Below are 14,845 nucleotides of genomic sequence, written 5' to 3' on the forward strand. Positions count from 1 at the left end.
AATAATATGGTGTTAGGTATAGTGGATTGACTGTATTAAGAGTCTTGTCTGTGCGTCGCTAATAGGGCGCTGACATCATGACTTTGCATGACTTTGGCACCGCGCGAGACCGTTGCGATACCGACGCCTAGTTTCTCAGAGATTTCACGTTGGGTAATGTTGTGTTTTAACAAGTCAAAAATACGGATACGGTTGGCAATTTCGCGTTGTTCTTTGTCGGTCAATAGCGCACTAAACAGTACTTCGATATCAGCACTGTCATGACAATCCGCTAGATGCTTTAATAAACTGCGATAAGGATCGGTACTCATAATGTTCAATCTTAATGAAAGGATAGATGACTATCTTGCTTGCTTTAGCCTTGTTTCAGTATTCTAGTACAGTAGTACGTAAAAGACAAGTAAAGTCATAAAATGCTTCCTTCTTTTCACTAAACCTTTCCATAAAACTGAACTTGTCTAAAGTAAAAAACCAGCTAATGGTGATTAGCTGGCCTGTCTATCATTTGTTATTAATACTGTTTTAACCTACTCTGAGGCAAGCTCAATTTGTACCTGCCAACCGTCTATATCAAGCTCATAGCAATTTTTGCCTTCACCATTGATACGGTCAATCACTAAAAAGTCAGAGTCATGGCCCAGTGCGAGTAGGGGGTGATGCCAAACATTGGCGTCATATTGTACCCCTTGATGAGATTTGGCATAAAACACGGTCAAATCATCAGCAGATTGAGGCGGTGTACCTGCGGGAGCAACGACAACGATATAGTCCTGAGCATTCATTGAAAAAAACGCTTGCGTGCCAAATGGATGGTATTCCATCACCGATAAGCAGATAGGGAAATCACGTTTTTTGGCACGGAAGATACTCATGCCCACATTACCACCATCGAGCTTAGCCTCGGCAATGGCATGATGGCGACATGCGTAGCCTTTATTGATATGGTAGCTGTTTTCAGGCGTTTGCTCATCCTTGTTATAGGGTTCGATAACGGTGCCGTAGGGCGCAAAATCAGCTTTGGTTAAAGGTTTTGCAACGATCGTAGTCTTCATAAGAGTACTCATGATTTGCCTTACTTTTGGCGATTACTATTTATAATCACTGTTTATACTTATTATGAGCTAATTTATCATAAACCAGTACGCGACCTAAATCACCACTTGAGAATAAATGACATACTCAAATAAACGATGATGCGTCTATATTGTTTATTTATAGTCAGGTTAATACAAAAAAGAGACGACTTATCGCTCTGGGCGAATAAATGGCATATGTCTATTCACGTCTTTATAGAGCAAGTATCTAAATGGACCAGGTCCACCGGCATAACAAGACTGCGGGCAAAATGCGCGTAGCCACATAAAATCACCGGCCTCCACTTCGACCCATTCACCGTTTAAGTGATAAACGGCTTTACCTTCTAGTACATACAAGCCATGTTCCATCACATGCGTTTCATCAAATGGAATCACGCCACCCGGTTGGAAAGTGACGATATTTACATGCATGTCGTGACGCATATCAGACTGCTCTGTAAACCGAGTGGTTGCCCATACGCCGTCTGTGCCCAGCATCTCAATAGCAGCAACTTCGTGATCGCTGGTGACAAAAGGCTCAGGCGCATCAATACCGTCTACAAACTGATAGGCTTTGCGGATCCAATGAAATTTAACGTGCTTATCGCTGTTGTTTTTCACCGTCCACTTACATTCAGGCGGTAAGAAAGCATAGCCACCCGCTTCCAGATGATGCGCTTCGCCCTCAATGGTAATATCCATTTCACCTTCAACGACAAATAATACCCCTTCAGCTTTAGCGTCCAGTTCAGGCTTTTGTGAGCCTCCGTTTGGCGCTACTTCAACGATGTATTGTGAGAAGGTCTCTGAAAAGCCAGTTAAAGGACGTGCAATCACCCACATTCGCATGCCTTCCCAAAATGGTAGGTAGCTAATAACAATGTCGGTTAGTACACGTTTAGGAATAATTGCATAAGCTTCGGTGAAGATAGCACGATCGGACAGTAGCTGTGTTTGCGGAGGTAAGCCGCCAGTTGGTGCGTAATAAGTGCTTTTTTTTGACATTATTAATATTCCTTAATGGTGTTGTGCCGCGATAATAATGGTGTGCTGCGATAAATGGGTATCTAAACGTAGGGTTACAGCCAGTTTGCCGTGTTGTCCGCAGTGGCTGGATGGTTTTTATACCAGTGTTTGGCAATGTCATCGCGGCGGCATACCCACACGTCAGGTTTGCTAGTGATGTATTGCAAAAACTTTTTGAGGGCAGTGATGCGACCAGCGCGGCCAATAATGCGGCAATGCAAACCGATAGTCAGCATTTTAGGTGTATGTTCGCCTTCCTCGTATAAGGTGTCGAAGCTGTCTTTTAAGTACTGATAAAAAGGTTCAGCGTTGGTAAATCCGGGGCTAGAAGCGAAACGCATATCATTGGTTTCTAGCGTGTACGGAATGACCAGATGCGGTTTGCGTGCGATTTTGTTACCGTCTTCTACTTTGACATTGAGCCAGTATGGTAGCTCGTCAGCATAAGAGTCAGAGTCATAAATATAGCCACCTTGCTCGGCGACCAGTTCACGAGTGTTGGGGCTATCGCGACCAGTGTACCAACCAAGCGGCTGACAACCAATCATGCTCTCGAATATCTCAGTTGCACGGCGCACATGCTCGCGCTCGGTTTCGCGGTACATATTTTGATAAGTAATCCAGCGTAGACCATGACTGGCAATTTCGTGTCCATCTTCTAATACGCGTTCGATGATATGCGGTGTTTTTTCGGCAGCGGCAGCACAAGTAAAAGTGGTAATAGGTAAACCATACTCTTTAAAGGTATCCAATACTCGCCACACACCGACACGGCTACCGTACTCAAATGCTGACTCAATCGACTGGTGACGATTGTTAAACTCAGGCGTGCCCAAAACATCCGATAAAAATCGCTCTGACTGACTATCACCATGAATGACGCTGTTCTCTGCGCCTTCTTCAATATTGAGAACGAACTGAACAGCGATTTTGGCACCGCCTGGCCAGTTGGCTTTTGGCGGGTTATCGCCATAGCCTTTTAGGTCACGAGGGTAGGCATCTTGATTGAAATCACTGGTTATTTTTTTACTCATTGTAAATCTATCCTCAATATCTTAAATGCCTTAAATAAACTAAAGCAACTACAGCAAAGTAAGGCGTAACTTTGGATTTATACGATCTTTATCTATCGACTGTGATCTATAACCCTGACGCATAGGCAACCATCTGCTGACGTTCTTCATCCGTCAACTGAGTGAGGTTGGCTAATGGCATATAGCCTGTTTGTACGGCAGTGATTATTTTGGCTTTATGCATTTTTATGTCTGCTGGCGTTTGCAAGATGATACCTGCGGGCGGCGCGGCAAATCCCTGCTGAGTAGGCTGTGCTGCATGGCAAGTGCTACAGCGCGTGTGCACGACATTCATCATGGCATCGTCAGCAGAAGCAGTTACTGGCACGACATCGGCGGTGACACTTTCATTGGAGACAGCTTCATCCGAAACGGCATCAGTACTCACAGCAGAACTGGCGACGGCACTCTCAGTAGTTGGTGGCACATTATCGGGCGGTACGCTATCTAGTGTTGTTTCCGCAGCGACTGCAGCAGTAGCAACAGGCAACGGTTCAATTGGCTCAGGACGCATCCAAATAATTAATAAAACCGTTAATACCGCAGGGATAACCAAATAGCGGGGCTTATGATTGTCCAAATGCTTTTGGTTAAAGTAATGACGTACGATTGCAGTGATAATACAGACAAAGACTAAAACCAACCAACCGTGCGCATGAGCGTACATCATCGGATAGTGATTGCTAATCATGATAAAAATAAGCGGTAGAGTGAAGTAGTTATTCATCAACGAGCGGTTTTTGGCTTGTAGTGCCAAATCGGCTACTTCCTTGCCCGGTTTCTCTCCACGCCTCACGCAATCGACTAGCGCTCGTTGGGCGGGCATGATACCAAAGAAGACGTTACCCGCCATGACCGTACCTAAAATGGCACCGATATGGATAAACGACGCACGGTCACTGAATAACTGGTACGAACCCCAGCAAGCGATAATCAATAGGATAAAAATAATGCTACTAAAGATGAGTGAGTTTTTGCCCAAGTGACTACGGACAATCACTTCATAGATAAAGTAGCTACCAAATAAGAACAACAAGCTGGTCGAGATAGCACCAACACTGCTACCAAAGGCAACTTTGCTTGGGTCAATCAGATACGCCGTAGCATTGGCATAGTAGACGATAGACAGCATGGCCATACCCGTCAGCCAAGTGGTATAAGCCTCCCATTTGAACCAATGTAGCGTTTTGGGCATCTGTTCAGGTTCGAGCTTATATTTGGCAATTTCATAAAAGCCACCGCCATGTACCGCCCATAGGTCACCGGAAATACCTTTGTCCGTTTTCCACTGTGGAGGCTTACGTAGACTGAGATCTAACCAAACAAAATAAAATGAAGCTCCAATCCATGCTACGCCAGCGATGACGTGGAACCAGCGGAAAAATAAATTTAACCAGTCGAGATAATAAGCGCCCATGTGGCAAATGTCCTTTTTTACAATGTTCTGTCGTCAGCGTTTTTTTGTTCGATATGCTTTGTTATTTAATATACCGTTGTACTGGGATGTATTGTGATGTGCTCTTGCACCATCATTTCGTCGTCATGACCTCAAATCAAATGCCATTAAATCAAATGCCATTAAATACAGTCACGAGCCACGATAAGTGCTATAGCCATGTGCGCTAAGCAATAATGGTATGTGGTAATGATTGGCATCATGCACCATAAAATCGATGATGACTTGCGGATAAAATGCGGTGAGCTGCTGCGCATCAAAGTAAGACTGCGTATCAAAAGTCAGCGTATAACGGCCATGACTCAAATCAGATTCGCTACTATCAATTTCTGAGCCAAACTGCCAGCTATCAGGAGCCACGCGGCCATCGGCATTGGTGATACCGTTTGCTAATAGAGTAGCTTCGCCGCTATCGGTAATACGATGTAGGGTCACGGCGACATCAGCCGCTGGTTTGCCAAGATGAGTGTCTAAAATATGTGATGAGAGAGTGGCTGACATAATAACTCCGTTTATATATGTGGGGCAGATAAGATTTACGCGGCGCTCAGCAGTTTCTGTAACCGTAAACGCGTGATTTTATTTTGCTCGGCAGCGGCATTGACGAGTTCAGTATCGCGATCATTTGGTAGCCGTGCTAACAGTAGATCCAGCATTTGCTGAGCGCTCTTACCGGTGGCAAATACAATAAAGATAAAACCAAATTTATCGAGATAATCTTGATTGCCTTGTGCCAATGCTGCAATGACATCGTCTTCAGCATCATTGGCACCTGATTGCTCGTGTGCTGCACTGTCTTGAGTGTTGCGATATTTTGCTTTTAGCGAATCGACATTACCAATTTGTGGATGCCCATCAAACGCCTCTAGTAGATTTTTCTCATCCGTTTGAGCTTGTACCCAAGCGTCATCACTATGAGCGATTAAGGCGTGCATGTCGATGAAAGGACGTTTATTTACTAAAGTCTGCGCCCAGTGAGTGCTAGTACAACAGGTCAATAGATGTGAGGTTGCGTCAGCTGGCGAGAGTTCGTTAAATTGCTGTAAAGATAATTTCACAGTAATATCCTTTTCATTTAACAGTGATGGATTAGAATGGGCGGGCATTGGGTTTATGGTGATACGCTCATGCTGCTAGATACAAAATCACATACTGAAATAGTATTTATCGAATAATAATTGGTTTAATATTACTATTCTGCTCAAACCTGACCATTTGGTCAACTACTTTATCAGGATATTTTATTTAAGTGGCTTATATTTCATAAAAATTAGAAATTAAATAGAGCTACTTACTCGAATCCTGCTATCTATTCATCATAATAACGACAGGTATAACTCATATGGCCCAAGAGACCGACATAAACATACAAGAGACGTTTGAGGCGGCGACACCGCACAACCAGCAAGGCATTCGTGCGCATAATCAGGCTGTCATTCTAGCGGCAGCTGAAGAAGAGTTTGTGCTGCAAGGATTTGGTGGTGCGACGATGCAAAGTATCGCTGATAGAGCCAAGCTGCCAAAAGCCAATATTCATTATTATTTTAAAAATAAAAAGAATCTATATCAGATGGTGCTGCACTCTATTATTCAAGAGTGGAATGATGGTTTAGTGACTATGACAGTTGATAGTGACCCTAAAGTGGTCATCGAAAAATTTGTTCGTACCAAATTGCATCAAGCCTTTGCTAATCCAAACCGACATAAACTGTTTGCGCTTGAAGTCATCGGCGGCGCACCACATTTGAATAATTTTATGTCGACGACGATGAAAGAGTGGGCGATTGATAAAGCGAAGGTCATGAAAGTCTGGCATGAGCAAGGCAAAATTGGTATTGCTGACCCATTACAGTTATTGATTTTAATTTGGGCAACAACGCAACGCTATGCTGAATTTGAAACAGAAATCGTTGGCTTGATGGAAAAGACTGATTATGACCAGCAGGACGAAACACGTGCCGCTGATTTCTTGGTGCCGTTTATCTTACGCGGCTGTGGTCTTGAATAACGATTGTTTCTTGCCATTTTTTACGCACAAATTATAAAAAATAACGCTAGTACATTATCAATGCGCTAGCGTTATTTTCATTAGGAAAGGTTAAATTTTTTGTCTAAGCGGTTTTAGACCGTCATCCAAATGCTGCTCTGCTGTATCAAATTCGACACCGTAATTCTTGGGTAAAATCATATCAAGTGCAATGGCGACGATACCCGACATGGTCACCGCTGAACCAAAGATATTACGGAATAGCTGCGGTGCTTGTGCGAATACATCAGGTACAAAAGCCACACCCATTGATAGACCTAGAGAGGTTGCAATAATCAAGATATTGCGATGGGTAAAGTTCACCGTTGATAGGATGCGAATACCAGCAGTCGCTACCGTTGCAAACATCAGCAATGTCACACCGCCAACGACCGGCTTGGGTAACTGAGTAAAGATAGCGCCAAGGATAGGGAACATGCCCATGGTGAATAAGATAGCGCCAACATAAAAGCCAATATAGCGGCTGGCAATACCCGTCATTTGAATAACACCATTATTCTGACTAAAAGTCGTCACTGGGAACGTGTTGAATACCGCTGCAATCAATGAGTTGACACCGTCACCTAGTACACCGCCTTTGATACGTTTCTCGTATATTGGGCCTTTGATTGGCTCGCCTGAGATCATCGAAGTCGCCGTCAAATCACCTGACGTTTCAATACTGGTAATGACATACATAAAGGCGATAGGGATAAAAGCCTGCCAGTCAAAACCAAAACCGAATTTAAAAGGTACAGGCATTGTAAATAGAGGGGCTTCAGAGACCAAAGAAAAATCTATACGTCCCATAAAGACAGCAGCTATCAGCCCAAGCATCAACCCAATAAAGATCGCACTTGAGCGAATAACCTTATTATTGACGATGCTAATTAATACCACACTGACCAATACACCGCCACCTAATAGTAAGTTCTGCATACTACCAAAGTCTTCTGCACCGACACCGCCTGCCAAATCTGTCAAACCAACCTTAGTTAGTGATAGACCGATAGTTACGATCACACAACCTGTCACGATTGGACTCATCAATGATTTGAGTTTGGTGATGAACTGACTCAAGAAAATTTCGACAAAGGCACCAAGAAATGACACCCCAAAGATGACAGAGAGAATTTCCTCTGGACTACCGCCCCTGTTTTTTACCACAAAGCCTGCTGCTAGTACGGCGGCTAAGAAGCCAAAACTGGTGCCTTGTAATGCCATTAAACCTGAACCCACTGGCCCAACTTTACGTGTTTGGATAAAGGTTGCAATACCTGAAACCATCAATGACATGCTGATGAGATAGGGGATATGTTCCCCCAAACCCAAGACCCCGCCTATGATTAATGATGGAGTGATGATACCAACGAAGCTGGCAAGTACGTGTTGTACTGCCCCTAAAAATGCTTTTGCAGGAGCAGGACGGTCATGCAGTCCATACAATAAATCGGGGTTCCCTTGAGTGTGCTCACTCATCTTGGCTTCCTCCTAAGGTGACTTTCAGTCCCAGCTCTATGGAGATTATTAAGCAATGCGATGATACATAGTGTCAATGCACTATAAATGCGTTACAGCGTCAGCCTCACTTGAAGTATTCAATATACCTCTACACTCGGTTGCCCTGTCATACTTTCCAACTGAATTGATTCTAGTTTAGAGAAGCAGTCGTATTGTTTAGCCATCTCACAAAGAGTCGCACTTATTTTTATGTGAATACATAAAAGTAGGTAGCTATTAGTTATTTATGAGTCTAGCAAATAGCCACTATTACAAACCTGACTAATTGGTCAACTACCTAAGGGTATAGGGAAAGGGTTAGTTATTGCAACATTTTTCTAACATTAGCATGTTTATTTCTAAAATAATGGTTATTTATTACAAGAATGTGGATATGGACTTTACGGTAGAGGCATTGTTATATAAGGCTTTGATTAATAAGTAATCAGAATGTTTTGATGAAAGGTTAAGCCTTCAAACCTGCCTAAATATGAAATTAATCATAGTAATTATTGCTAAATTGTTAATATTTAGTTAGGATACCTATCTTTAATAAATGCTAACAATTATCATTAGCATTTTTATTTATGAGATAGATTTGGCATGGTAAAAATGGCTATTCATCTGAACGCCTATCATGCAAAAAGCAGTTGTTAATCATTAATAGAAGCGATTATTCAAAACAATCAACGTTTGAATAAATCGTCTTAAAACTCCTAATTCTTAATAGTAAATAAAGTGAGTAAGTTCGTTATGCGTGAAGTAAAATCATCAAAGCTCTCTAGCCCATTAACGGTATTGTCTATGGGTGTTGCTGCGGTATTGTGGTCGCAAGCGGCTAGTGCAGCTCCTGTAGAAGAGGTGCCAAACGTCACGTTACAGACCATCACAGTGACAGCCAATAGCTCTGTACGTGATGATTTGCAAAAGAATTCTGTTGATTCAGCTCAGTATATACCTGCGGGGCAAGCGAGTCTTTTGAGTGACTTTTTAGATGGCGTACCAGGCGCTTCGGTAGGCGGTACATCGGCTGTCAATCAACGTGTTCGTATTCGCGGATTAGATGATACGAATCTAAAAGTGACTGTTGATGGTGCTCGTCAAGAAGGCTATGCATTTCACCATGCTGGAGATTTGGTCATTGATCCAGACTTGTTGAAGCGCTCTGAGGTTTCAGTTGGTAATAACTCAGTCACTTTAGGCAATAATGCAATTGGTGGTGCAGTCGCTTTCGAAACAGTCGATGCAGCAGATTTGCTTGATGTTGATCAAAAGGTAGGCGCAAAAGTCCATACAGGCTACGCCAGTAACAATGACGAGCTGTTGACCTCAGCGACCGTATTTGCCGCACCAACTGAAAACGTTGATTTGTTGGCTTATTATGGCAAGCGTACTGCTGGGGCAGGTGAAGATGGTGCTGGCCGTGATATTCAAACGGAAGACAGTGACACAGAAAGCATTTTGCTAAAGGCAGGCACCTATTTAGGTGACAACCATCATGTCAGCGGTAGCTTTAGCCGTACAGAAAATGAAGGTATGTACCCAAACCGAGCAGATTTTCCGCTGACTGATGAAAATGGCTGGAACCCTGCTGTACCTTGGATACAAAACCGTGATACCTACACATTAGAATATGCTTACCAACCTGCAAACGACTTAATTGATATCAAAGCCAACATTTATCAGTCTGAAATGGAACTCGATAAAGACAATGGATATATTGAAGTAGATTTGGTAACAAAAGGCGGCAAGATAGAAAACACCAGTCGCATAGCAAGTAAGCTTGGCTCACATAAGCTGATTACTGGTGTTGAGTATTACACAAAAGAGTCTGATACTACCTTTTCAGGTGTGTTTGCAGGAAATGATGAAGCAAAAAATACGTCTGTATATTTAGAAGATCAGTGGCAGATGGGTAAACTAACGCTAACACCTGGTGTTCGATATGATCGATATGAAGCGCCAGGCGAAGTAACAAATGATGAGACATACGACAATGTCGTGGGTGCCTTTGCTGCTAACTATCAAGTGTTGCCAAGCACTAATGTGTTTGCAAGTTATACCCAGTTGTTCAATGGTCCTGACTTACAGGAAGCCATCCGTAATACAGATGGTGCAGATAAATATATTTCTTCTGATTTAGAGCCTGAAACTGGCAGTAATACTGAAGTTGGTGTATCAACTATTTTCCGTAATTTAACCATCGCGGATGATTCGCTACAGCTATCTGGTAAGTACTTTGTGACAGATTTGGAAAACTGGATTTCTTACGAAAGCGGCCTTGATTGCACCACAGGGTTGGCCTCTGATACGGGCACATGCGCAGGCTCATTTAATGCAGATGAAGATTATGAAATCAAAGGGGTAGAGCTCTCAGCTGATTACCGTACCAATAACTTCAATATGGGATTGAGCTATGCGCGTGCGCGTAGCGAAGGTAAAGAGACTGGCTATAGTCTGTCTCAAGGCACTGGTGATGAGAATGACTCTGGTGATAAGTATATGATTAACTTGGGATATGCCCCAACTGACACGCTTGATCTAGGCTGGCGTAGTACGTATGTGACCTCTATTAACCCTAATACAGGTGATGATACAGATACCGAAAAAGAAGGCTATGACGTACATGATATATTCATGACCTACACGCCTCAGCAGTTAGCGGGCGTGAAAGCGACGCTAGGGGTATATAACATGTTTGATGAAACATATGCAAATCATTCATCGCGCTACTCAGATGATGCGGACTATACGGATTATGCGGCTGGTAGAAATGTGAAAGCCTCTCTAACCTATCAATTTTAATAGCTAGATTTGATAGCTAGACAACGGGCATTTGATCATTCATGTTTAACACGTCAATTTGACAGCTAATAGCAGCCAGTTACCTTTTTGAGGTGGCTGGCTTTTTAATGTTTATATGAGATTGACTGTTCTATTTTTACCCCTGTTAAAGAACTATTGATTGAGTTGTTGTCAGACACTAAACGTTAGAGATAACTTTATAGAAAAAGGATGCAAAAATGGCCAAACCAACTCCTAGAATTTTAGAGGTTAAAAGTATTGTCGATATCACGCCCAACATGCGCCGTATTACGTTAGGCGGAGAGGCATTTGACGGTTTTCCCGCCGATCAGGAAAGCGGCTATATCAAGCTGATGTTTCCACAGGGTGAAGGGCGTAAACCGATTATGCGCACTTACACCATTGTCCAACAGCGTTACAGTGAGATCGATGTCGATTTTGTATTACATGGTCTTAATCATCAAGGTACCGAAGGACTGGCATCGCACTGGGCAAAAACAACTGCCATAGGAGATGAGATTTTGATTGGCGGCCCTGGTGAAAAAAAGCTGATCAATCATCAGGCAGACTGGTTTTTGTTAGTAGGCGATATGACGGCACTGCCAGCTATCACGGTGAATTTAGCACAGCTACCTGATGACGCAGTCGGTTATGCCGTCATAGAAGTGCTAAGCGACGCTGATATTCAGTCTGTTAAAAAACCACAAAATCTAGAGGTTCATTGGGTTATCAATCCAGCGGCAAGTGATAGCCACTATCCTTTACTAGAGCAAGTCAAAGCACTGACTTGGTTAGAGGGCGAGGCTGCCGTATGGACAGCGTGTGAGTTCAATAGTATGCGAGCACTGCGCCAGTACTTCAAACATGACCGAAATGTGGCCAAAACCCATTTGTATATTTCGAGTTATTGGAAACTGGACAATAGCGAAGATGAGCATAAAGTGATCAAGCGTCAAGATGCAGAATCTGATTCATAGCGTTTATAACGGTGTAAGTTGTCACTGAAGGTTTTGTGGGTTCTGATATATCTTGAAGATACCGATAGAGTTTGGATGGGCTTATACAAATGGCATTATGAGGCGTTTCTATAGGTATATTGAGCACTGATTTCGCATTTAAAACAGCTATTAGGTGGTGTGTGCAAACATTAATGAGAATAATTATCATTAATGTTTGCATTATCTTTTCTATCTTGCTAAAGTGTGTTCCGTTCATTACAGAATAGTTAAAGATTCTTTGCTGTACCTATTCTAGAGAACTTATCGTGATTCATATTTTAAGCAGTTGGTCTATGCCAGTTGTCGCGTTACCAAACTTTTAACCCTACTCAGTACCTACCTTTACTAATTTGTCTTACATCGATATTTAAGCCACTTGACCATGCTTTAGTCACACTTTGCATACGCATACTTCATGACATGTTTGTTACGGAGTGGCTAAAAATATTCGCTGTCGGTGCAATTGAAAGGTACTAATGAGCCTAAGTGCTTCAAGGAACGTTATTTATGTTAAACCAATCAGGTCGCTCTGATCATTCATACCTCACTTCTCCAAAGAACTCTCAACGCTTAGTGACGGGCAAAGTTTTGCTCAGTATCGCTGTGGCCTCTATTCTTAGTAGCACGGCTGTTGCAGCAGAAAGCGATGAGATGGTGACGCAAGCAGCGACTGAGCAGGAAGCAGTGCCTACAGCCACACTAGACACGATTGTGGTACGAGCGGCTAGAGAGGAGTTAGAGCAGGCGGCAGGGTTGTCTATCATTAGCGAAGAGGCCATCGAAAAAGCATCGCTTTCTAATGATATCTCAGAGATTGTACGTAAAATGCCAGGTGTGAATCTATCGGGTTCATCGACTTCGGGTCAACGTGGTAACCAGCGTCAAATTGATTTGCGTGGGATGGGTCCAAACAACACGCTTATCTTAATCGACGGTCGTCCTGTGACCTCTCGCAATGCCGTACGCCCTGGCCGTGCTAGTGAGCAAGACACGCGTGGTGACTCACAATGGGTACCACCAAGCGCTATTGAGAGTATCGAAGTACTGCGTGGACCAGCAGCAGCCCGTTATGGCTCTGGTAGCATGGGCGGTGTCGTAAACATCATTACCAAGCGCCCAACAGAAACGGAGTTTTCTGTCAGTGGACATTACGAAGCACCAGAAAGCGATCTAGAAGGCAGTAGCTGGCGTACCAATGTCAATATGTCTGGTGCATTGACTGACAAGCTGTCCTCGCGTACCACTCTTGGTTACCACGATAGTGAAGCGGATGACCCTTCTATTAATGCAGCAGAAGCGCAAGACGATTCTATTGCAGCAGGCACTGAAGGTGTCGAAAATATCGATGTGCGTCAGCTGTTCGAATATGCAATGGATGCGATGAATACCGTCGGTTTTGAAGTGAACTATAGCCGCCAAGAGAATCGCTGGGCAGGTGACTCACAGTTCCAATCCATCAATGAGACTCTAGTGGATGAGTTAGAAGGCGAAACAACCAATAAAATGCAGCGCTATGGCGCGGCAATCACGCACCGCGGTGAGTACGATAACGCCAGCAGTAACAGCTTCATAGAATATACTAAGACAGTTAATGAGCGCTTGGGTGAAGGTAGTGCTGGTGGTGGTGAGGGTCAGATTGTCATACCTGACGATGGAGAAACGTTTGAATGGGTAGAGGCAACCTATGACACGCTCAATGCCAAATCAGAGTGGGATATGTATTTTGACCGTCATACTTTAACAGCCGGTGCCGAGTTCCGTGGTGAAAAGCTGGATAACCCTGTCGTTTCTACTCTAGAGTTCGACGATGGTTTTGAGTTTGGTGATGTAGAGACTGACCCTGAAAAGCGTGATCCAATATCTGATGCCTATCTTGTCGGTGCTTACTTAGAAGACAATTACGAGATTACACCTGATTGGTATATCACTCCAGGTCTACGCTTTGACTATCATAGCGAGGCGGGTAGTAACTGGTCGCCCAGTATCAACAGCACTTGGCACTTTAGTCCTGATTGGTCAGTGAAGGGTGGTGTCAGTCGTGCATTTAAAGCACCTTCGCTGTATCAGCTTGATCCAAATTATATCTACTATACCCGTGGTAATGGTTGTCCACAATATGTGAAAGATGAAGGCAGAGCCGGCGGCTGTCAGGTTTTGGGCAATTCTGATCTAGAAAGTGAGACTTCTTGGAACAAAGAGATAACCTTTACCTATGATGATGGCACTGGGTTGTCCGCTGGCTTAACCTACTATCATAATGCCTATGATAATCGCATCGGTGCTGGTGTCGACCGTGTGGCGGTAGATACAGCGACAGATCGTTCTATATTTTTATGGGAAAATCAAGGCGAGGCTGTTATCGAAGGTTTAGAGGGGTTTGTAAAAGTCCCTGTTACCGATACGGTGTCATGGTCTTCTAACGTAACAGGCATTCTCCGCTCAGAGCGAAAAGACAATGGCGAGCCGCTATCATTGATTCCTAAATTTACTGTAAACACGGGTGTCGATTGGGATATTACGCCTCGCTGGAATGCTAACGCTGATGTGAGCTACTATGGCACGATTGAAGCGCCTAATGTTTCGGTGACAACAGGTGACGATCTTGATACCTTGTCGCTCGACCGTGATCCGTACGCCATTGCTAATGTGAGCACTCGCTATGATCTGACGGATGGTATTACCGTTGGTGCGGGTGTCAAAAACTTGTTTGATACGGGTGTTTATCGCGAAGGCACTAGCACCAATGCTGGGGCACGTACCTTCAACGAACCTGGTCGTACTTATGTGTTTGACGTTAGCGTTGACTTTTAATAGGTAGATACAGGGTTTGTTCGATTAAAAAAGGTCTGAGCTATTGGTTCAGACCTTTTGTGCTGTCAGTAACT

The 14,845-nt window shown here is 43.6% G+C and carries 12 protein-coding genes; 4 read left to right on the plus strand and 8 right to left on the minus strand.

Annotated features, from left to right (window positions below):
* Positions 1–35: 35 nt before the first annotated feature.
* The 7 genes from I6E84_RS05505 to uraD form a co-directional block, all read right to left on the minus strand.
* Positions 36–311, minus strand: coding sequence for a Trp family transcriptional regulator (locus tag I6E84_RS05505; RefSeq protein ID WP_197216683.1), 276 nt, complete (start codon positions 309–311; stop codon positions 36–38).
* Positions 312–527: 216 nt separating this feature from the next.
* Complete coding sequence (locus I6E84_RS05510) at positions 528–1,064, minus strand: ureidoglycolate lyase (protein ID WP_227681314.1); 537 nt, start codon at positions 1,062–1,064, stop codon at positions 528–530.
* A gap of 180 nt (positions 1,065–1,244) precedes the next feature.
* Positions 1,245–2,081: a bifunctional allantoicase/(S)-ureidoglycine aminohydrolase gene (locus I6E84_RS05515; RefSeq protein WP_197216685.1), complete on the minus strand. Its 837-nt coding sequence runs from the start codon at positions 2,079–2,081 to the stop codon at positions 1,245–1,247.
* A 74-nt stretch (positions 2,082–2,155) separates the two neighbouring features.
* On the minus strand, positions 2,156–3,136 hold the full coding sequence (gene puuE / locus I6E84_RS05520; RefSeq protein WP_197216688.1) for an allantoinase PuuE: 981 nt from the start codon (positions 3,134–3,136) through the stop codon (positions 2,156–2,158).
* A 106-nt stretch (positions 3,137–3,242) separates the two neighbouring features.
* Positions 3,243–4,592: a urate hydroxylase PuuD gene (locus I6E84_RS05525; protein ID WP_197216690.1), complete on the minus strand. Its 1,350-nt coding sequence runs from the start codon at positions 4,590–4,592 to the stop codon at positions 3,243–3,245.
* A 171-nt stretch (positions 4,593–4,763) separates the two neighbouring features.
* On the minus strand, positions 4,764–5,132 hold the full coding sequence (gene uraH, locus I6E84_RS05530; RefSeq protein ID WP_197216692.1) for a hydroxyisourate hydrolase: 369 nt from the start codon (positions 5,130–5,132) through the stop codon (positions 4,764–4,766).
* 35 nt (positions 5,133–5,167) lie between these two features.
* On the minus strand, positions 5,168–5,689 hold the full coding sequence (uraD, locus tag I6E84_RS05535; RefSeq protein WP_197216694.1) for a 2-oxo-4-hydroxy-4-carboxy-5-ureidoimidazoline decarboxylase: 522 nt from the start codon (positions 5,687–5,689) through the stop codon (positions 5,168–5,170).
* A 284-nt stretch (positions 5,690–5,973) separates the two neighbouring features.
* On the opposite strand from uraD, the gene I6E84_RS05540 reads away from it, so the two are divergent.
* A complete protein-coding gene (locus I6E84_RS05540; RefSeq protein ID WP_194197766.1) occupies positions 5,974–6,639 on the plus strand; it encodes a TetR/AcrR family transcriptional regulator in 666 nt (221 codons plus the stop codon).
* A gap of 90 nt (positions 6,640–6,729) precedes the next feature.
* Here the strand turns inward: I6E84_RS05540 and I6E84_RS05545 are convergent, their stop codons facing one another.
* The gene (locus I6E84_RS05545; protein ID WP_197216696.1) at positions 6,730–8,136 is read right to left on the minus strand and encodes a uracil-xanthine permease family protein; all 1,407 of its coding nucleotides are present in this window, start codon (positions 8,134–8,136) and stop codon (positions 6,730–6,732) included.
* 774 nt (positions 8,137–8,910) lie between these two features.
* On the opposite strand from I6E84_RS05545, the gene I6E84_RS05550 reads away from it, so the two are divergent.
* The 3 genes from I6E84_RS05550 to I6E84_RS05560 all read left to right on the plus strand — a co-directional run bounded on the left by I6E84_RS05550 (position 8,911) and on the right by I6E84_RS05560 (position 14,771).
* Entirely contained in the window at positions 8,911–10,962 is a 2,052-nt protein-coding gene (locus tag I6E84_RS05550) for a TonB-dependent receptor domain-containing protein (protein WP_197216698.1), read from the plus strand.
* Between the two features lie 218 nt (positions 10,963–11,180).
* Positions 11,181–11,939 carry a siderophore-interacting protein gene (locus I6E84_RS05555; protein ID WP_197216699.1) on the plus strand — a complete coding sequence of 253 codons (759 nt, stop codon included), beginning with the start codon at positions 11,181–11,183 and terminating at the stop codon, positions 11,937–11,939.
* Between the two features lie 528 nt (positions 11,940–12,467).
* Complete coding sequence (locus I6E84_RS05560) at positions 12,468–14,771, plus strand: FepA family TonB-dependent siderophore receptor (RefSeq protein WP_197216700.1); 2,304 nt, start codon at positions 12,468–12,470, stop codon at positions 14,769–14,771.
* Positions 14,772–14,845: the final 74 nt, after the last annotated feature.

The organism is Psychrobacter sp. SCQQ22, from assembly GCF_015864605.1.
Classification (GTDB): Bacteria; Pseudomonadota; Gammaproteobacteria; order Pseudomonadales; family Moraxellaceae; genus Psychrobacter; species Psychrobacter fozii.

What these genes read in the sequence shown, in the direction of transcription:
- I6E84_RS05505 (WP_197216683.1), bottom strand. Translation starts at nt 311, where the DNA reads ATGAGTACCGATCCTTATCGCAGTTTATTAAAGCATCTAGCGGATTGT.
- I6E84_RS05510 (WP_227681314.1), bottom strand. Translation starts at nt 1,064, where the DNA reads ATGAGTACTCTTATGAAGACTACGATCGTTGCAAAACCTTTAACCAAA.
- I6E84_RS05515 (WP_197216685.1), bottom strand. Translation starts at nt 2,081, where the DNA reads ATGTCAAAAAAAAGCACTTATTACGCACCAACTGGCGGCTTACCTCCG.
- puuE (WP_197216688.1), bottom strand. Translation starts at nt 3,136, where the DNA reads ATGAGTAAAAAAATAACCAGTGATTTCAATCAAGATGCCTACCCTCGT.
- I6E84_RS05525 (WP_197216690.1), bottom strand. Translation starts at nt 4,592, where the DNA reads ATGGGCGCTTATTATCTCGACTGGTTAAATTTATTTTTCCGCTGGTTC.
- uraH (WP_197216692.1), bottom strand. Translation starts at nt 5,132, where the DNA reads ATGTCAGCCACTCTCTCATCACATATTTTAGACACTCATCTTGGCAAA.
- I6E84_RS05540 (WP_194197766.1), top strand. Translation starts at nt 5,974, where the DNA reads ATGGCCCAAGAGACCGACATAAACATACAAGAGACGTTTGAGGCGGCG.
- I6E84_RS05545 (WP_197216696.1), bottom strand. Translation starts at nt 8,136, where the DNA reads ATGAGTGAGCACACTCAAGGGAACCCCGATTTATTGTATGGACTGCAT.
- I6E84_RS05550 (WP_197216698.1), top strand. Translation starts at nt 8,911, where the DNA reads ATGCGTGAAGTAAAATCATCAAAGCTCTCTAGCCCATTAACGGTATTG.
- I6E84_RS05555 (WP_197216699.1), top strand. Translation starts at nt 11,181, where the DNA reads ATGGCCAAACCAACTCCTAGAATTTTAGAGGTTAAAAGTATTGTCGAT.
- I6E84_RS05560 (WP_197216700.1), top strand. Translation starts at nt 12,468, where the DNA reads ATGTTAAACCAATCAGGTCGCTCTGATCATTCATACCTCACTTCTCCA.